This is a genomic window from Micromonospora sediminimaris (genome assembly GCF_016863575.1).
GTDB classification, from domain to species: domain Bacteria; phylum Actinomycetota; class Actinomycetes; order Mycobacteriales; family Micromonosporaceae; genus Micromonospora; species Micromonospora sediminimaris.
In genome coordinates, this window is the sequence record NZ_BOPD01000011.1 from 116476 (window position 1) to 134435 (window position 17960).

Sequence of the window (17960 nt, forward strand, 5' to 3'; positions counted from 1 at the left end):
CCCACCCGGTGGATCGCGGGTGGGGCAGGGGCCGTCCGGGGGCGTGACGCCACCTCGGACGGCCCCGCGCGGCCCGGGCCTGGGTGGGCCGCGTCACCGCGTTCGCATCGCCGAGCGCCGGGTCACGCCAACCGGATGGCGTCCCCGTCGACGGTGACGTTCGCGGCGGGCAGCGGCGCCCCCGCCGGGCCGCTGCGTACCGAGCCGTCGGCGATGTCGAACACACTGTTGTGGCAGGCGCAGACGATGGTGCCGTCGGAGACCGAGGTGACCGTGCAGCCCTGGTGGGTGCAGGTCGCGGAGTACGCCTTGATGATCCCGTCGGTCGGCTGGGTCACCACCACGCCGGCGTCGGCGAAGATCGCGCCGCCACCGACCGGGATGTCGGCCAGCGTGGCCAGTGCCGGTGTACCGGGATCAGCGCCGTCATCGCCCGGCGTGGCGGTGCCGGACGGGTCGACACCCGAGGTGTCCGACGGGTCGACGCCGGAGCTGCCGGCGGGCGGTGCGGCCGGCGGTGCCGCCGTGGGCTGACCGTACGTCGCACAGCCGGTCAACGCGGCCACGCCCACCGCGCCGGTACCGGCCAGCAGGGCGCGTCGTGACCGGCAGCAGCCAGCCTGCTCGTGGTTCATCCGAGGTGCCTTGCCTTTCCGGGGGGATCAGAACTGGATTCCGAACGTGGTGAAGTACCAGACCGACGAGGTCAGGAAGACACCGATCAGGGCGACGAACACGACCCCGCCGATGGTGGGGAGCACCCAACCGGCGAGGCCCCGCTTGGGCAGGGTCAGCATCTTGGTGGCGAAGGCGCCGAAGAAGAAGCAGCCCAGCAGGGAGTGCAGCAGCGTACGGGTGTCGTAGTCGGCGAAGCCGAGCGCGTAGAGGCAGTGCACCGCGACCGGCACGGTGAGCAGGAACGCGATCCGCCCTGACCAGCGGTGTGCCGAGCCGGCCCAGGACGGGGAGAAGCCGCCGAGCCGACCCCACATCGCCAACGCGGACAGCAACTGGATGACGGCGAAGAACGCCGCCCCGGTGCCCAGCCACACCTTCACCGTCAACGGCGAGGAGAAGCCGGCCACGTTCACCGCGATGCCGGTGGGGGTGTGGGTGCGTCCGTAGACGCCGAGCGCCACCGCCACCCCGGCCCCGACCACCAGCGGCACCAGCAGCGAGGGCCGCCGTCTCGGTGCGCTCGGCGGCGGGGCGCCAAAGTCACGCATCACCTCGACCGTGGGCTCCGGCGCCCGGCGGGGCACGGTGCGTGCCCCGCCGTGTCGGTGCTGGGACATCACCGCGCCCCGGGGACGACCGGCTCGGCGACGAGGGTCACTCCGTTGACCACGGTGCTGTTGAAGGCGGGGTCCAACGGCGGTGCCGGAATGGGCTTGCCGTTCCAGGTGACGATGCCGATCTGGGTGCCGTCGGGCCGCATGATCCAGCCGCCGTCGTAGCCGGCCCTGCGGGTCTCCTCGGTCACCCGGTAGATCGCCGGAGCGGTGCCCGAACCGGACTTCACCACCGCTTCGTCGGCCGACGTGTCGTCGGGTCGGGCGGTGAACTTCCAGCGCCGTACGCCGACGATCATCTCACCGCTGGCGCGGTCGCCCCGGATGACACCGGTCAGCTTCGCGTCCTTGCCGGTCAGCTCGATCTTGCCGTCGCGTACCGTGCCGGACAGCCAGAGCTCCATGCTCCGGCCGTCGCAGACGTACGCCTCGGCCTTGCCGTCCTTCACGGTGATGGCGATGGTGGCACCGTTCTCGAGTTCACCGATCCAGTTCTGCTCGACCGATGTCACCTCGGTCCCCGCCGACGAGGCGTCCGGATCCGTCGGCGGCGAGGTGCCGGCCGGTCGCCGGGCGTCGGCGTCGGGGTCGGTCGGTTCCTCACCGGGCGCGACCGCGTCGGGGTCCGCCTCCACGTCGGCGGACGGGGCCGGCGCGGCGGCCGGTGCACCTCCGCCGGCCGCGGGTTGGGTGCCCGGCGGGGATGCCTGTGCACTCATTGTGAACAGCACAGCAGCCGTCACCGCCCCCGACAGGAGGGTGAGCAACGGGGTCAGGCGCTTCATGGGCCACTCCCTTCGCACTCAGGTACGGGCGGAGGTGGTGGATCGGTTCAACCGCGCGCCAGGAACCTCCTGCGGGAGCCGTCTGCGACGCCGTCAGAGACGCTTCCGTGCCGTTGACGCGCGAGTGGCCCGACGGATGCGCCCAGCTCCGGCCCGAACACCAGCAGCAGGACCGCGGCGACCAGACACAGCACGCCCAGCGCGATGGCCGGCAGCACGAGCCCGTTACCGAGGGAGAGGACCAGCAGCATGGTGGACGGTCCGAGGATGCCACCGACCTTGGTGGCCGCACCGGCGAAGCCGGAGCCGGTGGCCCGCATCGCGGTCGGGTAGATCTCGGCGCTGTACGGCAGCAGCATCGCGTTGACCGCGGACAGCGACAGCACCAGCAGGCCGATGGAAGCCAACAGCAGCGCCGTCCCGCCGCTGTCGGCGCTCCAGAGGGCCACTCCGCTGAGCCCGATCGCGGTGATCGCGATAAACAGCGCCAGCGCCCGGCGACCGCTCCAGGCCGCGTAGAGCAGCACGACGAGAGCCAGGGCCGGGGTCGAGTAGAGCGCCGAGTCGGCGAGCAGGCCACTCGCGACCCCACCGGCGAGCCCGGCCTCCCGCAGTTGCGCGGGCAGCATGACCAGGAAGCCGAAGTTCACCAGCCCCCACACCACACCGACCACGCCGATCACCGACGTCACGACGGGATACGTCCGAAGCATCGCCCCCACGCCGAGCTGTGTCTCCGCGACCCCCGCTGCCGGTGGCGTGGCACTCAGACGGGATCCGTAACGACGGAGCACGGCCTCCGCCTCGGTGCGCCGCCCGGCGCGCAGCAGGTACAGCGGCGACTCGGGGATCGACGGCGCCATCAGCAACAGCAGCAGCCCGGAGGGCAGCCCGATCAGCCAGAGCGCGCGCCAGGTCAGCGCCGGCTCGAGGTGGCGGGCCGCCTCACTGGCCGCCAGGTACCCGCCCAGACCACCGATTCCACCGACGGTCACCGCCACCCAGCCGCGGTGTCGGCGTGGGGTCAGCTCGGCGATCAGTGTGAACACCAGGGGCAGCAGGCCACCGGCGGAGGTGCCCATCGCGAAGCACATCACCAGGTTCCACTCGAAGCTGGGCATGGCCCCGCACGCCGAGGTCGCGATGAACAGCAGGGTGGCCAGGAGCAGGGCGGTCCGCCGACCGTACCGGTCGCCGAGCAGGCCCCAGAGGACCGACCCGACGGCGGTACCGGTGAGGGCGACCAGGGGCAGGATCGAGATCGATTCGAGTGACATGCCGTACTCGTCGCTCATGCCGGGCATGACGAAGCCGAGGGTGAGTGGCTTCATGATGTCGACCACCAAGGCGATGGTCAGCACCGCGCAGGTGATCCAGTAGGCCGGTCTCAGCCGACCATGCTCGATCGACTCCACGGTGACGCCTTCGGAGTCCGGTCGCTGGATGCCCGCGAACAGCGCCCGCCCAGCCAGCAGCAGGCCGGCGAGGAGCAGCAGCATGCCGAGGATCATCGTGGGCGTCCACATGTCCATCGGCTGGCCGGGGGGAACGCCCTCCATGCCGGGCATGCCCGGCATGGAGGGCTCCGCCTGTCGCATGCGGGCATGGTCGATCATCATCCGTACGTCAGGCAGTTGAAACAGGACGCCGGCCGTCACCAGCGCCACGCCGAGCAGGAATCCGAGCCGTCCGCGACGCTTCGTGGATATGACGCCGGCACTACGGGTTTCGGGCATGGATTACCGACCTCCGGGTTGTCCCGGTACGAGAAGAACGTCGGCGGATCGACGACTGCCGAAACCTACTGGGGCTTTATCAGACAATCATCAATGTCGTGCTCGGGTCGATCACGTTGCCCGTACGTGATCGGCGGCTTCTCGCCCTGGTCGGGTCGGATTTCAGGGGCAGTACCGGCATCCCGCCGAGGTCAGACGGTGACGCGGCTTGCCGGACGGCGGGCCGTGGGCAGCGAGGACACCTCGGCGGCGGGCCGTGGCACGTCGTTGGGTGTCACGTCGACCGACGAGATGCCGGCCGGAACGGCGTTCTGCACCGCTGCGGCACTCAGTTGATCGAGCGCAGCGTCGAGGCTGTCGAAGATCGGGAAGACCCCGTCGAGCTTCATGGTGTGCAGGACGGTACGAATGAACCTCGACGGCGCGGCGAGGCACAGCCGCCCACCCTGCTCGCGTACGTCCCGGTGGGCCCGGACGAGCATGCCCAGCCCGACTGAGTCGATGACCTGCACGTGGGTCAGGTCCACCACCACCGTCCCGGCCACGTCGAACGCGGCGCGCAGCGCGGTCCGCAGCGCGTCGCCGGTGCCCGGGTCGAGGTCGCTGTCGGCGGGAGCCGCCTCGGCGTTGCGGACCGACCCGCCGCGCTCGCTGTCACCGGGTGGGCTGCCCGGCGGCAGCGAACTGCACCGGGGGCAGCGGTGCGGACCGGTGGCGAACGGTGAACCGCTCCATCCGTGGTCGGAGACCAGCGTCCAGACAACCTCGGCGTCGGGCAGCACGCAGGCGGTGCCGGTGGTGGTGTCGCCACAGACGTCGCAGATCAGGGTCATCAGGTTGTCGTCCGGTACGACGGTCATCCTGCTTCCTCTCCGGTGCCGCGGCCGGTCGGCCGGGGTACGGAACTCGGGGCGGCGGGCGGAGCGCCGTCGCCGTGCGGACTACTCACCGGGAGTCGGAGCGTTCCTTGCCGGTCGTGGCGACCACGATCACCACCGCGATCGCGGCGAGCCCGGCCTGCACCACCAGACCCAGCAGGCTGAACCCCTGAACACCGGCGAGCCAGGCGGTGATGGCACCGAGCAGCGCGGCCACCGCGCCGATGGTCGTGGTGAGCCACAACGGCACGGCCGGGCGGCCGGGCAGGACCAGTCGCCCGAGGGCACCGACGGCAAGGCCCACGGCGAGGGCCGCGACGATCCCGGCGCTGGTCATGCTGCTCCTCGTGCTCACGTCTGATGCGGTCGGCTGCGGTGGGTCAGGTGCGTACGGTGACCGCGGCGCGGCCGTACGCGGCAGCGCGCGGCGCCACACTCGGCGGCGGTGTCCCGCCGGCCGGTGGGCCAATACCCGCACCGACGGAGGTAGCGGCGGCGGGGGCCGCCGGGGCGGCTCCCGCGTCGGCCGCCGTGGCCGGGGCGGCTTCCGCGTCGGTGTGCACCGGCAGGATCTGGTCCAGCCGGGCGGTCTGCAGGATCCGGGTGATGCGCGGGTTCGGATTGCGTACCGCCAGCACACCTCCGGCGCGGACCATCCGGCGGTGCACGTCGAGCAGCAGGCCGATGGCGGCGGCGTCGATGTGTCGGCAGCCGGCCAGGTCGATCACGACCTGCTGGGGACGCAGGGCCAGCAGCTGATCGAGGACCGCACCGGTCTCGGGTAGGCAGCTCAGATCGAACTCGGTGATGGACACCTCCACCAGCGGCACCGAGCACTCGGGGCGTCGTGGTGCGGTCACGGCCAAGGCCCCCTCTCCTGCGGTCTCCAAGTGGCTCTCACCCTGCCCAGCGGGGTTGGCGGGCACCGCGCGGACGGATGACAGTTGCGTGACAAAACACCCTGTTGTCGATCGTGGTTGGTCCGGTGGTCAGGGCTTGGGGATGATTCCGGTATGACAGCGGTACTGGTGATCGAGGACGACGACCGGATCCGGCTGGCGTTGCTGCTCGCTCTGGAGGACGAGGGCTACGAGGCCCGGGGAGCGGCCACCGCCGAGGAGGGGCTGCGTACGCAGCGCCGGGATCCCGCCGACTACGTCCTGGTCGACCTGATGCTGCCCGGCATCGACGGCTTCGAGGGCATCCGCCAACTGCGCCGCGACGACGACGTCCCGATCGTCGTGGTCAGCGCCCGCGACGACACCCACGACATCGTCGCCGCGCTGGAGGCCGGTGCCGACGACTACGTGGTCAAGCCGGTGGCGATCAAGGAACTGACCGCCCGGCTGCGCGCCCTGCGCCGACGCGGTCGCGCGGTGACCGCGCCGGACGGCCCCGAGCCGGTACCGGTGCTCGCCTTCGGCGAGCTGGAGGTGAGCCCGGAGGCGGGGGAGGTGCGGCGGTCCGGCGAGCCGGTCGCGGTCACCCGTACGGAGTTCCGGTTGCTGTGCGAGCTGGCCGAACACGCCGGCCGGGTGCTGTCGCGCCAGCAGCTGCTCAGCCGGGTCTGGGGGTACGACAGCGGCGACGAACGGCTGGTCGACGTGCACGTCGGTCGGCTGCGCCAGAAGATCGAGGCCGACCCGGCAAACCCCCGGCACCTGGTGACGTTGCGCGGCCTCGGTTACAAACTGCAACGATGAGACGCCTCGGACTACGTGCCCGGGTCACCGCCGCGTTCGCGATCGGCGCGTTGCTGCTGTCCGCCTCGATGGCTCTGGTGTCGTACGAGCTGACCCGCCGCACCCTGCTCAACGAGCGGGAGCGCACCGTGCTGCGGGCGGCGTACTACGACGCGGCGGTGGTCCGCGCCGGCCTGAACACCGAGAACCCGGACGTTGCGGAGGCGCTGCGGGCGCTGGACACCGGCACCGGCCGACGACCCCTGGTGCTGCTCGACGGCGAGTGGTACGCCCGCAGCGCCGACACCGGGCTCACCACAATCGTTCCGGCCCAGCTCCAGGACCTGGTCTCGGCGGGGGAGCCGGCGGTGCAGCGGGTACGCCTCAACGACAGCCCGGTGATGCTGGTCGGGGTGCCGCTGTCCGAGTCGACCGCCTTCTACGAGATCGCCTCGCTGCGGGAGCTGGAGCAGACCTTCCAGGTGCTGGCGCTGGCGCTCACCGCGGTCGCGATCATGGTCGCCGGGTCGGGGGCGGCCCTCGGGTGGTACGCCACCCGGCACGGGTTGCGCCCGTTGACCGCCGTGGCCGACGCCGCCGAACGGATCGCGGCCGGCGACTTCACCACCCGGCTCGCCCCGGACACCGACCCGGACCTGAACCGCCTTTCCACCTCCTTCAACCGGATGGTCGACGAGTTGGCCGGGCGGATCGACCGGGACCGGCGCTTCGCCGCCGACGTCAGCCATGAGCTGCGCTCGCCGTTGCAGACCCTCGCCGCGGCCGCGAGTGTGCTGTCCCGACGCCGGGAGAACCAGGACGAGCGGACCGCCACCGCCGCCCGGCTCGTCGCCGACGAGATCGAGCGCTTCCAGCAACTCGTCAACGACCTGCTGGACCTGTCCCGTGGTGATCAGCCGGTGCACCGGGAGCCGGTTGACCTGCCCGAGCTGGCCCGCCAGGCGTGCCGGGACCGGGACCTGCCGGAGTCGATGGTGCAGCTGGCGGCGGGGACCCCGCCCAGTTGGCGGGTGGACCGCCGCCGGGTCACCCAGGTGTTGACCAACCTGCTGGACAACGCCGAGCGGTACGGTGCGGGGCCGATCGCGGTGCGGCTGTCCCACACCGCGGACACGGGCGTGATCGAGGTCGACGACGAGGGCCCGGGAGTGCCGATGGAAGACCGCGAGGTGATCTTCGACCGCTTCGTCCGGGGTCGGGCGGCCAACTACCGGGGCGGCGGCGACGGCACCGGCCTGGGGTTGGCCCTGGTGGCCCAGCACGCCGCCGCGCACGGCGGAGACGCCTCGGTCAGCGACCGCCCGGAGGGCGGCGCCCGGTTCCGCGTCACCCTGCCCGGGAGCGTCTCATGACCGGGCCCGTCGCCGTCGGGTCCGCGTACGCCGGTCAACCTGCCCGGGCCGTGCGTACCGTTCGGGCCGGGTGGAAGGCCGGGGTAGCCCTGGTGGTGGCCACGGTGCTTGCCCTGCTCGGGGGGTGCGGGGTGCCCGCCGAGGACCAACCCCGCGCGGTCACCCCGCCACCCGTACCCTTCCCGTCCACCGCCACGGCGGCACCGACGGCGGCCGAGACCGGCGCGGTCACCGAGGTGCTCTACTTCTCCCGCGACGAACGCCTGGTGCCGGTGATCCGCCGCGCCGACCAGGTGCCCGCGCTCGACGCGCAGTTGCGGGCCCTGTTGGCCGGGCCGACCCCGGCCGAGCGCGACGACGGGCTGACCAGCGCTCTGCCGGGGGCCTTCACCAGCGCGGTGGTCGAGCTGGTCGACGGGTTGGCCCGGGTCACCGTCGGACTGACGGCGGTGGACACCGGCCGCATCGACGGTCGGCTGGCGTACGGTCAGATCGTCTGCACGCTCAGCGCCCGCACCGACGTCACGGCGGTGCTGTTCCTGGAGGGCGGCACGCCGTTGAGCGTCCCCCGGGCGGACGGTTCGCTGTCGTCGGGGCCGCTCACCGCGGCCGACTACGCCGTGTTGATCAATCCGCGTTGAGGAGAGGCGGACCACCCGACGCACGCGCAGCGCGACGACTCGTATCCTTTCCGCGAACCGTCGTGGCGACGACCGGAAAGGACTTGGTGTGAACGACCGGGCCGAGACGTTGGAGTTCCAGGCCGAGGCGCGTCAGCTGCTCCGGCTGATGGTCCACTCGATCTACTCGAACAAGGACGTGTTCCTCCGCGAGTTGATCTCGAACGCCTCCGACGCGCTGGACAAGCTGCGCCTGGCGTCGATGGTCGACAAGGATCTTGCCGTCGACACCGGCGACCTGCACATCGCCATCGAGGTCGACAAGGACGCCCGTACCCTCACCGTGCGCGACAACGGCATCGGCATGAGCCGCGACGAGGTGGTCTCCGTCATCGGCACGATCGCCAAGTCCGGCACCGCGGAGCTGCTGCGGCAGTTGCGCGAGGCCAAGGACGCGGGTGCCTCGCAGGAGCTGATCGGTCAGTTCGGCGTGGGCTTCTACGCCGCGTTCATGGTCGCCGAGCGGGTCGAGCTGGTCACCCGGCGGGCCGGCGAGAGCGGCGGTACCCGCTGGGAGTCCACCGGCGAGGGCACCTACACCATCACCGAGCTGGACGACGCTGCCCAGGGCACGGCGGTGACCCTGCACCTCAAGCCCGCCGACGCCGATGACAACCTGCACGACTACACGGCCGAGTGGACGATCCGGGAGATCGTCAAGCGCTACTCCGACTTCATCGCCCACCCGATCCGGATGACCGTCGAGCGGCCCGGCACCGACGACGCCCCCGCCACCACCGAGACCGTGACCCTCAACTCGATGAAGGCGCTGTGGGCCCGCCCACGCGGCGAGGTCGAGCCCGCCGAGTACCACGAGTTCTACAAGCATGTCAGCCACGACTGGGCGGACCCGCTCGAAACCATCCACATGCGCGGGGAGGGGACCTTCGAGTACGAGGCGTTGCTGTTCATCCCCACCCACGCGCCGCTGGACCTGTTCTCCCCGCAGGGGCGCCGGGGGGTGCAGCTCTACGTCAAGCGCGTCTTCATCATGGACGACTGCGACGCGTTGATGCCCAACTACCTGCGGTTCATCAAGGGTGTGGTGGATGCCCACGACCTGTCGCTGAACATCTCCCGGGAGATCCTCCAGCAGGACCGGCAGATCCGCGCCGTACGCCGCCGCCTGGTCAAGAAGATCCTCGCCACGGTCAAGGAACTCAAGACCGACCAGCCGGAGCGGTACCGCACCTTCTGGACCGAGTTCGGGCCGGCGGTCAAGGAGGGTCTGCTGGAGGACACCGACAACCAGGAAACCCTGCTGGAGATCCTCTCGGTGGCCTCGACCCACGACCCGGCCGAGCAGACCGACCTGGCCGGCTACGTGGAACGCATGCGGGAGGGGCAGAGCGACATCTACTACGCCACCGGCGAGAACCGGGTCACCATCGAGAACTCCCCGCACATGGAGGCGTTCCGCGCCAAGGGCTACGAGGTGCTGCTGCTCACCGACCCGGTCGACGAGGTCTGGGTCGAGCGGGTGGGCAGCTACGCCGGCAAGACGCTGCGCTCGGTCGCCAAGGGGCAGGTCGACCTGGACACCGAGCAGGAGCGTACCGAGGCCGAGGCCGAGCGGGAGCGGCAGCGCACCGAGTACGCCGACCTGCTCGGCTGGATGGGCACCGTGCTGGCGGACAACGTCAAGGAGGTCCGGCTGTCGTCGCGGCTGACCACCTCGCCCGCCTGCGTGGTCGGCGACGCCCACGACATCACGCCCACCCTGGAGAAGATGTACCGGGCGATGGGGCAGGAGGTGCCGAAGGTCAAGCGGATCCTGGAGATCAACCCGAGTCACCCGCTGGTCACCGGCCTGCGCAAGGCACACGAACAGGGCGGCAGCGGCGACGCCCTGGCGGAGACCGCCGAGCTGCTCTACGGCACCGCGCTGCTCGCCGAGGGTGGTGACCTGGCCGACCCGTCGCGGTTCGCCCGGATCCTCGCCGACCGCCTCGCCCGCACCCTGTAGCCACCCTCGCTTCCGGGATCGAGTGGCGTCGCAGCCAACTCGATCCCGGGAGCGGGCCTGATCGTCGCGGTGTCGGCGGGCCCCCCACATGATGGCGTCGAGACGCGGGGCGGCGTGGGGTCTCGACGTCGGTCGGGGCGGCGGGTCAGCGGGTGAGGCCGGCGAGCGTGGTCAGCCGCGCCACGCCGGCCGGTGCGGGTCGACCTCGGGCGATCTCGGCCAGCAGCGTACGCGCCGACGACCGCGACCGGACCTCGGCCGGCGCCACCGCGTCGGCGGCGACCAGCATGCGGCCGGCACCGAGCAGGTCACCGGCGAGCAGGTACGCCCGTGCGGCGTCCACCAGGTAGGCGCCCCGGTACTCGGCCGGCAGCCGTCGCCACCCGTCGCGCCGGATCACCACCTCGTGCCGGCACACCGCCTCGGCCGCGTCGCCCCGTTCGACCGCCACCAGCACCCGCGCCAACTCCACGACGACCGGCCCGAAACATATGCGCTGCGCGTCCTCCCCGGGAGTCTGATCGCCGTTCTGGCCGACACCGGCACGATCGCGAGAGCCGGCCGCGAGGTCGGCGGCCCGGTTGAGCAACTGCCCGGCCTGGCGGACCTCGCCGCAGGTGGCGGCGGCGAAGGCGGCCTGGAGCAGCAGCGTGCCACCGACCGCAGATGCGCCCGGTGTCGGCTCCGGCGCGTCTCCCGCCGTCCCGGCCAGCGCCGGCACCAGCCGTACGGCGGCGTCGAAGGTCGCCGTCAACGCGAGCCGTTCCCGACCCGCGGCGCGCAACGCCTGCCCGACCGCGACGGCCGCCGTGCCGGCCAGGAGCGCGTCACCACCCGCTACCGTCGCCGCCCGGTCGGCGGCCAGCCAGGCGAGATCCGGCTCGCCCAGCTTCACCAGCACCGCTGAGGCCATCCGGTACACCTGCACCAGCAGTTCGGCGTCGTCGCGAGGGAGGCCCCGGGCGGCGTCCAGCAGCCCCGGCAGTAGCCGGACCACCTGCGGATACCGCGCATGCTGGTAGCTCAGCCAGGCGTGCCCGACCTGCCGGCGCAGCTCGACCGCCGACACCTGGCACCCCACCTGGGGGAGACCTCCGTAGCGGGCCAGCGCGGTCCGCACCCCGTCGAGCCCGTCCACCGGCGCTGCGCCGACCAACGTCGCCGGCCGTTCGCCGAGCAACACCGCCGGCTCGACCCGCAGCACGTCGGCGATCTGCCGGATCAGCGAGAACTTGTCCAGGGCGCGGGCACCCCGTTCCACCTTGTCCACCCAGCTCTTTGATTTGCCCAACCGGTCGGCGAGCGCCTGCTGGGTCATCCGTCGCCGGGCCCGCCACTGCGCCACCCGCCGCCCGATCGGCACCTCGCCCCTACCGGTCACGCCGCCACCGCCGATCCGGCACCGCCCGCGTGATGTCTTCCACGGGTACGCGCTCCGCCTCGGCCTGTTCCAGCAGCCGCCGCCGCGCAGCGGCCCGCTCAGCCGCCTCGACATGCTCGCCCCGGCTCCCCGCCGTGCCGTCGTCCTGCGCGCTCATTCCACCTCCACCGATCTCTGCCGCGAGACCTCGGCCAGGAGGGGCTGACCACTGAACCCTTTGCCCGGACCGCCTGGCGCGCACCACCTCCGACCGTGCGGTCCGTCGGACCGCACGGGGAGGGTAAGGAGGGTTCTGTCTCATCGGCGGAAAGGGACGCCCGCCCTCTCCGCATCGGACAGTAGGGCGAGTTGGTGACTGCGTAATTACCGCCAGTTATGTGGCGAGCCTGATGCCCATTCGGCCAGCGAGCAGCCGGAGATCATCTGGGAGAGCCCGACGCCTGGCCCGCTGGGCGAGGGACACCACCGCGTCGCGCGCGAGGGGGCTCAGCGCGAACGGGATGGGTGCGGCTCGCTCGGCCTGCACGAATGCACCCAGCGCTTCCGCGTCTCGACGGCCGGTGTCCGCCAGAGCGCGGCCGAGGTCGAGCCAGTAGGACAACTGTCGGATCGTCGCTGCTAGCACCTGCGGTCGGACCGTGCGGGACAGCTCGATCACCCGGCCCATCTCACCCTGCTCCGCCGCGATGGACATCTGCCACAGCCCGACGTTGGTCGGCCCGAATCCACAGCCGTTGAAGCCGCCCCCGTCGGCAGGATCGCCGAGACTGGTCGCCTCCCGGTTCGCCTCGGCAAGATGGTCGCGAGCGACGTCCAGGCGACCGTCCACGGTCGAGGTCAACGCGGCCGAGAGGTGCAACTGGCCGAGCATCTGACGCACCCGCACGTCGCCAGCGTCAGCCTGCAACTCACCCAGTGACCGGTCGGCAGCCCTGGCTGCGAGCGCCGCCGACTCGATCGGCAGGCTCTGCACGTAGGCGAAACGCGCCGCCGCCATCCAGGCGGGATCCTCGACGCTCTCGGCTGCCGACACTGCAACCCGGGCGGCGTTGAGCGCCAAGTGCCGGTATCCGAGGTGCCGAAGACACGTCGATGCCTGGTAGGCAGCCTGCGCCAGTGTCGGACCGCCCACGGCGGCGGCCTCCACCAGCAGGTTGGGAAGTATCCGGGCCATGGCCGGATAGTTGCAGCTCATGCGGAGCCGGTCGCTTCGTCCGATGTCGCCAGCCAGCTGTTCGCCGGCTCGCGTCGAGGGACGTCGCTCGCCGTCTTCGATCTCGATCAGCGCCGACCAGATCGCCGGCACGCACTCCGCCGCCCGCTCCCGGGCGGGGTCGCCGGTCTCGGTGCCCTGGCCCAGCAGGTCGGCCACGGTGACCTGGAGAGCGGCAGCGAAAGCAACGAGGGTGGAGCGCCGGTCGATGGTCTTCCGCCCCGACTCGATCTGTGAGACGTACGACTGGCTGACTCCAGCGAGCCCGGCGAGGACGGCCTGGGACATGCCGCCCCGACGCATCCGCCAATAGCGGATCCTCGCACCCACGGTGTCGGCACTCTTCACCATACTTACCGCCTACCTCCCGAGTAGCCGGCTCGGCAAGCGGCACGCGCCCCAAGCCACAAGTTGGACGGTACCCCGCTTCGTTGCCGATGAGGCCCATGCCGTATTGGCCAAGTCGGGCACCTCTGTAATGTTTCGGCACGCCGAAGCCACGGCGGTATCACTCCAGGAGTGGAGTTTCTGGTGGCTGGGTACCACTGGCCGGCATGAGTGCGAGTGTGCTTGTGGATCCGGACCGGCCTGCGCCCGCCGTGGCGGTCGGCACCGTCGCGGTCGTGGCCCACCGGAAGAAGAACCTCGGTGGCGGCCTGGACGAGCTGCGCGCCGCCCTCGTCGGCGCGGGCGTCGAACATCTGCTCTGGTACGAGGTGCCCAAGAGTCGCAAGGCGCCGAAGAAGGTCCGCAAGGCGCTCGACAAGGGTGCCGAACTGGTCTTCGTCTGGGGCGGCGACGGCATGGTCCAACGCTGCGCCGACACCCTGGCGGGCACCCGGACCCCGATGGCGATCCTGCCGGCCGGCACCGCCAACCTTTTCGCCACCAACCTGGGCATTCCCGAGGACCTGCGCGAGGCGGTGCGAATCGGCCTGCACGGGCGGCGTCGCCGCCTCGACCTGGGCAAGCTCAACGGCGAGCACTTCGCGGTGATGGCCGGTGCCGGCTTCGACGGTGACCTCATCCGCGAGGCCGACCGGGAGATGAAGGGCCGCCTCGGCCGGCTCGCCTACGTGTGGACCGGGCTGCGCCACGTGCGCGGGGAGCTGACCCGGACCCGGATCACCGTCGACGGAGCCCTCTGGTTCGACGGTGAGGCAAGTTGCGTCCTGTTCGGCAACGTCGGCACCATCACCGGCGGCATTCCCGCCTTCGACGACGCCCGCCCCGACAGCGGCTCGCTGGAGATCGGTGTCTCCACCGCCAGCGGTGCCGTCGACTGGGCCCGGACCCTCGGCAAGATGGCCACCGGCCGTTCCGACGACTCCAAGTTCGTGCGGATCACCCGGGGACGAAAGGTCAAGGTCCGCTTCGCCGACCCCAAGACGTACGAGCTGGACGGCGGCGCCCGCAGCAAAGCCCGGAAGTTGAAGGTACGTGCCGTGCCCGCCGCCCTGACCGTAAGCTGCCCCGACCGGGACGCCGAGTAGGCGGCCGAGTCGCCGCAAGGGGCGTGACGCGGCCGAGGCCCATACCGCCCAGGCAGTTGCTCCGAAGGCGCTCATCTCGTCGTTACTGTGAACCACTGTGCCTGAGGGAGCTCCGCAGAACTTCGTCAGAGAATGCCGAGCGCAGGACGTCCCCGTCCTGGAGAAGGCCGTCCCGACCGGCCGGAGCCGCTACCACGAGGCCCGCTACCGCCGGCAGAGCGAGGGTCTCAGCACCTTCCTGATCGCTTACCTGGATGATGCTCCGGCTGGCTGCGGCGAGGTGAGGTGGCAGGGACCCAAAGAGTCGGATGTCCGTGCCCAGTTCCCAGGCTGCCCGGAGATCAACGGCTTGACAGTTGTTCCCGACCGGCGGTCTCAGGGCGTCGGAACGACGATCATCCGTGCGGCCGAGGCGCTCGCAGTACGCCGCGGTCATCACCGGATCGGCATGGGCGTCGGCGAGGACAATGCGCGGGCGTTTGCGCTGTACCTCCGACTCGGGTACGAGGACACCGGCTACCGCTATCTCGACCGGTATCACTACACGGATGACCGTGGAACGCGTCACGAGGTTGCGGATCCCTGCCGTTTCCTGGTCAAGTCGCTCCAGCGCGCCGCCGCACGGGAACGCGGCGGCTTCACCATCTGATCCGCTTGACCTCAAGCGAGGTTGAGGTCAGAGGATCGTGCCATGGGTGGAATCGGGAAATCGGCAGCCAGGGTCGCGGTCATCGGCACCGGAGCCATCGGTAGCGCGGTGGCCTATCGCCTACTGCGAAGCGGGCACGATGTCACGGTCTGGAACCGTACCGAAAGTCGGGCGACCGACCTGGTGGCCGCCGGGGCACTACCAGCGCGGTCCATTCGGGAGGCAGTGTCAGCAAGCTCCCTCGTCTTCCTGACCCTCAAGGACTTCGCAGCGGTGGAGCAGTGCCTTGCCCAGCTCGACATGGACCTGTCCGGGCGTACGGTTGTCGGGATGTACACGGGGACCGCCAGTGAGGCGCGGGTAGCGGCCCGGCGGGTAACCAGCCGAGGCGCACATTACCTCGACGCGGGGATCCAAGCCTCGCCCGAGATGATCGGCACGGATACCGCGACCATCCTCTACAGCGGATCTCCGTACGCCTTCGAACAGCATCGGACGGTCCTCGGTCTGCTGAGCACGCCGCGCTTTGTCGGTGAAGCGCCGGAAGCAGCTGCGGTCTGGGACCTCGCCCTGTTCGGCGTCTGGTACGACGCCCAACTGGGCCTGCTACGAGCCCTGGAAACGGCACGCGCGGCTGGTGTCGACGTGGTCGAATTCTCCCGCACGGCGAGTACTCAGCTCAGCCACGTCGTGGCGGCGGTTCCCAGCACTGTCTCGGAGATGCAGCGGGCCACCTACCCGCCAGGTCCCGCAGACCTCACTGAACATCTGACTGTCCTCCGTCATCTCATCGCGCTGCGGGCCGACCGACGTCTCGGCGATGGCGGATTAGCAGAGGTGGCGGCGCGAGTCGAAGCGCTCATCGCAGACGGCCGCGGCGGCGAGGGCCTGACCGCAACTGTCGGGTAGCGAATGGTCGAACCGCACGATCGGCTGGCCCGGTTCTCCTCCTGCGTCAGAGCGGCAACCTCATACAATCTGATCCTCGGATTCGGAACGACGGGGGTCGATGATGCGGGCAGGGAAGACCAGTTCGTTGGTGGCTGCTGCCCCGATGGCCGTGCTGTTGCTCGGCTGCGCCGCCCCCGGCGCCGGGGGCGACGACGTGCAGGCGACACCTACGAGCACGTCGCCGTCGCCCACCGTGGTCGCGAAGCCGGCCGCTCCGCAGGCAGGCGTACCCAACAACCATGCCGACAACAACGGCTGGAAGCGACGGCACGAGCTTTCCACCGCGGACCAGCGCACCGGGCAGAAGCTCGCCGCGCGGATCCGGCCCAGGCTCGAGGCACTACGCGAGGCCGGGGACTTCGCACCGGAGTCCACCCTGCGAGTGCTGCTCGACCTGGGCATCGAGGCAGACGCGATCGAGGTCACCACCATGCGAACGCCGATCGGGCCGGAGACGACGCCCCCGCCGGGTGCCGTGTACGCGGTGCGCTTCGCGGACGTGGGCTGTGTGATCGGGTCCGTGCGGCCCGACCGGGTCATGGCCAGGGTCACCGGCTCGGCTGCCGAATTCGGGTGCCTGGAGCCCTTCTCGCATTGACGCCGTCCGGCGCAGCTCGCGACGTCAGCCCGGGACGACCGGGCGACGCGGGGGAGGGGCGCGACGGTGAACGGTCGCGCCGACGTCGCCAGGTCAGCGTGCAGACGGTGAGGCAGACGGCGGCCGCGAGGACGAGCGGTGGGCGTGGGCCGAGCAGCACGGCGGCGGAGCCGAGCGGAGTCATCGCCGCGATCGGCCCGAACATGACCGTGTTGGCGGTGGCGGCGACCCGACCGAGCAGCGCGTCGGGACTGTGTGTCTGGACGGCGGTGACGGCGGCGACCAGCGCCCACGGCAGTCCGAGGCCGCCCAGCACCGACGCGGTGACCACTCCCGGCCACCAGGGCAGGCACCGGACCAGGCAACTGAGCGCGAAGAGTCCGGTACCGGCCAGGGCCACGGCCGTGGGGCCGAGCCGGGAAATCAGCCGGCCGGCGACCAGTCCAGCCGCGACCGAGCCGGCGCCCTGGGCGCTGAGCAGGACACCCAGGAACGTCGCCGGTAGGCCGAGCGTGTCGGTGACGACGGCGTAGCCGGCGGCGGTGGTGAAGCCGGACATGCCGATGGCGACTCCGGCCAGGACCACAGGTCGTCGGATGGACGCCGCGCCGAACAGAACGGCCAACCCGACTCGGACTCCCCGGTCCGGTTGCGCGACCGGCGGCGGCGTGCGGGTCAGGCGCAGCGCCGCGAAGCCGGCTGCGGCGAGGGCCGGCAGGCCGGCGGCGAGCAGGGCGACCAGGTGGCCGCCCTGCCAGGTGTACAGGCCGGCACCGGCCAACGGGGCCACCAGCTTGACGCCTTCCTGGGCACTGGAGCGCCATCCGTTCACCCGTCCGAGCTGGACCGGCGACAGGGCCGCCGGCAGCAGCGCGCTCTCGCCCGCGTCGACCAGGACGTACGCGATGCCGTAGACCGTGGCCACGCAGAACAGCAGCCACACCTGGCCGGGGCCACGGACCGCCAGCAGGCTGGGCAGGGTGGCGGCGAGGGTCAGGTTGGCCGCGATGACGAGCGGGCGCCGGGGCAGCCGGTCGACGAGCACACCGAGCCACGGGCCGCCGAGGGTGGGGGCGTACCCGCAGAGGCCGGCGAGCGCGGCCAGGCCGGGGGAGCCGGTGAGGTCGAGGATCCAGATGCCGGTGACCAGGGCCATCGCGCTGCCGCCGAGGCCGGACAGCAGGGATACCGCCACGAACAGGATCGCGTTGCGCCGCACGAGCCCTCCGGAAATGAGTCAGAGTGGCTCACAGCGTCCTGTCTTGAGTCGAACAGAGGCAATA

The 17960-nt window shown here is 71.2% G+C and carries 19 protein-coding genes; 8 read left to right on the plus strand and 11 right to left on the minus strand.

Features of this window, described 5'->3' with window-relative positions; all coding sequences use genetic code 11:
- Positions 1 to 122: 122 nt before the first annotated feature.
- The 7 genes from Vse01_RS09845 to Vse01_RS09875 form a co-directional block, all read right to left on the minus strand.
- On the minus strand, positions 123 to 635 hold the full coding sequence (locus tag Vse01_RS09845; protein WP_093405829.1) for a Rieske (2Fe-2S) protein: 513 nt from the start codon (positions 633 to 635) through the stop codon (positions 123 to 125).
- A 27-nt stretch (positions 636 to 662) separates the two neighbouring features.
- Positions 663 to 1226 carry a DUF6529 family protein gene (locus Vse01_RS09850; protein ID WP_232511286.1) on the minus strand — a complete coding sequence of 188 codons (564 nt, stop codon included), beginning with the start codon at positions 1224 to 1226 and terminating at the stop codon, positions 663 to 665.
- A gap of 68 nt (positions 1227 to 1294) precedes the next feature.
- A complete protein-coding gene (locus Vse01_RS09855; protein ID WP_093405824.1) occupies positions 1295 to 2077 on the minus strand; it encodes a hypothetical protein in 783 nt (260 codons plus the stop codon).
- Positions 2078 to 2124: 47 nt separating this feature from the next.
- The gene (locus Vse01_RS09860) at positions 2125 to 3813 is read right to left on the minus strand and encodes an MFS transporter (protein WP_093405821.1); all 1689 of its coding nucleotides are present in this window, start codon (positions 3811 to 3813) and stop codon (positions 2125 to 2127) included.
- A 191-nt stretch (positions 3814 to 4004) separates the two neighbouring features.
- Positions 4005 to 4673: an STAS domain-containing protein gene (locus Vse01_RS09865; RefSeq protein WP_093405819.1), complete on the minus strand. Its 669-nt coding sequence runs from the start codon at positions 4671 to 4673 to the stop codon at positions 4005 to 4007.
- Between the two features lie 85 nt (positions 4674 to 4758).
- On the minus strand, positions 4759 to 5028 hold the full coding sequence (locus Vse01_RS09870; protein WP_093405816.1) for a GlsB/YeaQ/YmgE family stress response membrane protein: 270 nt from the start codon (positions 5026 to 5028) through the stop codon (positions 4759 to 4761).
- Positions 5029 to 5071: 43 nt separating this feature from the next.
- On the minus strand, positions 5072 to 5551 hold the full coding sequence (locus Vse01_RS09875; protein WP_093405814.1) for an STAS domain-containing protein: 480 nt from the start codon (positions 5549 to 5551) through the stop codon (positions 5072 to 5074).
- Positions 5552 to 5704: 153 nt separating this feature from the next.
- On the opposite strand from Vse01_RS09875, the gene Vse01_RS09880 reads away from it, so the two are divergent.
- The 4 genes from Vse01_RS09880 (at position 5705) to htpG (ending at position 10392) form a co-directional block, all read left to right on the plus strand.
- Positions 5705 to 6394 carry a response regulator transcription factor gene (locus Vse01_RS09880; protein WP_093405811.1) on the plus strand — a complete coding sequence of 230 codons (690 nt, stop codon included), beginning with the start codon at positions 5705 to 5707 and terminating at the stop codon, positions 6392 to 6394.
- Positions 6391 to 7746, plus strand: coding sequence for a HAMP domain-containing sensor histidine kinase (locus tag Vse01_RS09885; RefSeq protein ID WP_093405809.1), 1356 nt, complete (start codon positions 6391 to 6393; stop codon positions 7744 to 7746). Before Vse01_RS09880 ends, Vse01_RS09885 begins: the two co-directional genes overlap by 4 nt.
- Positions 7743 to 8387: a GerMN domain-containing protein gene (locus Vse01_RS09890; RefSeq protein ID WP_093405806.1), complete on the plus strand. Its 645-nt coding sequence runs from the start codon at positions 7743 to 7745 to the stop codon at positions 8385 to 8387. The genes Vse01_RS09885 and Vse01_RS09890 overlap by 4 nt, the downstream gene beginning before the upstream one ends.
- 88 nt (positions 8388 to 8475) lie before the next feature.
- Positions 8476 to 10392: a molecular chaperone HtpG gene (htpG, locus tag Vse01_RS09895; RefSeq protein WP_093405804.1), complete on the plus strand. Its 1917-nt coding sequence runs from the start codon at positions 8476 to 8478 to the stop codon at positions 10390 to 10392.
- 145 nt (positions 10393 to 10537) lie between these two features.
- Here htpG and Vse01_RS09900 read toward each other — a convergent pair whose 3' ends face one another.
- The 3 genes from Vse01_RS09900 to Vse01_RS09905 form a co-directional block, all read right to left on the minus strand.
- Complete coding sequence (locus tag Vse01_RS09900; protein WP_232511285.1) at positions 10538 to 11773, minus strand: helix-turn-helix domain-containing protein; 1236 nt, start codon at positions 11771 to 11773, stop codon at positions 10538 to 10540.
- On the minus strand, positions 11763 to 11930 hold the full coding sequence (locus tag Vse01_RS29290; RefSeq protein ID WP_232511284.1) for a hypothetical protein: 168 nt from the start codon (positions 11928 to 11930) through the stop codon (positions 11763 to 11765). The genes Vse01_RS09900 and Vse01_RS29290 overlap by 11 nt, the downstream gene beginning before the upstream one ends.
- Positions 11931 to 12146: 216 nt before the next feature.
- Positions 12147 to 13337, minus strand: a complete 1191-nt coding sequence (locus Vse01_RS09905) for a helix-turn-helix domain-containing protein (protein ID WP_093405799.1) — start codon at positions 13335 to 13337, stop codon at positions 12147 to 12149.
- 203 nt (positions 13338 to 13540) lie between these two features.
- Between Vse01_RS09905 and Vse01_RS09910 the strand changes: the two genes are divergently transcribed.
- The 4 genes from Vse01_RS09910 (at position 13541) to Vse01_RS09925 (ending at position 16677) form a co-directional block, all read left to right on the plus strand.
- Positions 13541 to 14479 carry a diacylglycerol/lipid kinase family protein gene (locus Vse01_RS09910; RefSeq protein ID WP_093405796.1) on the plus strand — a complete coding sequence of 313 codons (939 nt, stop codon included), beginning with the start codon at positions 13541 to 13543 and terminating at the stop codon, positions 14477 to 14479.
- 97 nt (positions 14480 to 14576) lie between these two features.
- Positions 14577 to 15128 carry a GNAT family N-acetyltransferase gene (locus Vse01_RS09915; RefSeq protein WP_093405794.1) on the plus strand — a complete coding sequence of 184 codons (552 nt, stop codon included), beginning with the start codon at positions 14577 to 14579 and terminating at the stop codon, positions 15126 to 15128.
- 42 nt (positions 15129 to 15170) lie between these two features.
- Positions 15171 to 16037 carry an NAD(P)-dependent oxidoreductase gene (locus Vse01_RS09920; protein WP_093405791.1) on the plus strand — a complete coding sequence of 289 codons (867 nt, stop codon included), beginning with the start codon at positions 15171 to 15173 and terminating at the stop codon, positions 16035 to 16037.
- 100 nt (positions 16038 to 16137) lie between these two features.
- Complete coding sequence (locus Vse01_RS09925; protein WP_232511283.1) at positions 16138 to 16677, plus strand: DUF6993 domain-containing protein; 540 nt, start codon at positions 16138 to 16140, stop codon at positions 16675 to 16677.
- Here Vse01_RS09925 and Vse01_RS09930 read toward each other — a convergent pair.
- Positions 16628 to 17896: an MFS transporter gene (locus Vse01_RS09930; RefSeq protein WP_093405786.1), complete on the minus strand. Its 1269-nt coding sequence runs from the start codon at positions 17894 to 17896 to the stop codon at positions 16628 to 16630. The two genes, Vse01_RS09925 and Vse01_RS09930, sit on opposite strands and share 50 nt — an antisense overlap.
- Between the last annotated feature and the right edge of the window lie 64 nt (positions 17897 to 17960).

Coding starts and splice junctions, on each gene's coding strand:
- Vse01_RS09845 (WP_093405829.1), bottom strand. CDS start 635: ATGAACCACGAGCAGGCTGGCTGCTGCCGGTCACGACGCGCCCTGCTG.
- Vse01_RS09850 (WP_232511286.1), bottom strand. CDS start 1,226: ATGCGTGACTTTGGCGCCCCGCCGCCGAGCGCACCGAGACGGCGGCCC.
- Vse01_RS09855 (WP_093405824.1), bottom strand. CDS start 2,077: ATGAAGCGCCTGACCCCGTTGCTCACCCTCCTGTCGGGGGCGGTGACG.
- Vse01_RS09860 (WP_093405821.1), bottom strand. CDS start 3,813: ATGCCCGAAACCCGTAGTGCCGGCGTCATATCCACGAAGCGTCGCGGA.
- Vse01_RS09865 (WP_093405819.1), bottom strand. CDS start 4,673: ATGACCGTCGTACCGGACGACAACCTGATGACCCTGATCTGCGACGTC.
- Vse01_RS09870 (WP_093405816.1), bottom strand. CDS start 5,028: ATGACCAGCGCCGGGATCGTCGCGGCCCTCGCCGTGGGCCTTGCCGTC.
- Vse01_RS09880 (WP_093405811.1), top strand. CDS start 5,705: ATGACAGCGGTACTGGTGATCGAGGACGACGACCGGATCCGGCTGGCG.
- Vse01_RS09885 (WP_093405809.1), top strand. CDS start 6,391: ATGAGACGCCTCGGACTACGTGCCCGGGTCACCGCCGCGTTCGCGATC.
- Vse01_RS09890 (WP_093405806.1), top strand. CDS start 7,743: ATGACCGGGCCCGTCGCCGTCGGGTCCGCGTACGCCGGTCAACCTGCC.
- Vse01_RS29290 (WP_232511284.1), bottom strand. CDS start 11,930: ATGAGCGCGCAGGACGACGGCACGGCGGGGAGCCGGGGCGAGCATGTC.
- Vse01_RS09905 (WP_093405799.1), bottom strand. CDS start 13,337: ATGGTGAAGAGTGCCGACACCGTGGGTGCGAGGATCCGCTATTGGCGG.
- Vse01_RS09910 (WP_093405796.1), top strand. CDS start 13,541: ATGAGTGCGAGTGTGCTTGTGGATCCGGACCGGCCTGCGCCCGCCGTG.
- Vse01_RS09920 (WP_093405791.1), top strand. CDS start 15,171: ATGGGTGGAATCGGGAAATCGGCAGCCAGGGTCGCGGTCATCGGCACC.
- Vse01_RS09925 (WP_232511283.1), top strand. CDS start 16,138: ATGATGCGGGCAGGGAAGACCAGTTCGTTGGTGGCTGCTGCCCCGATG.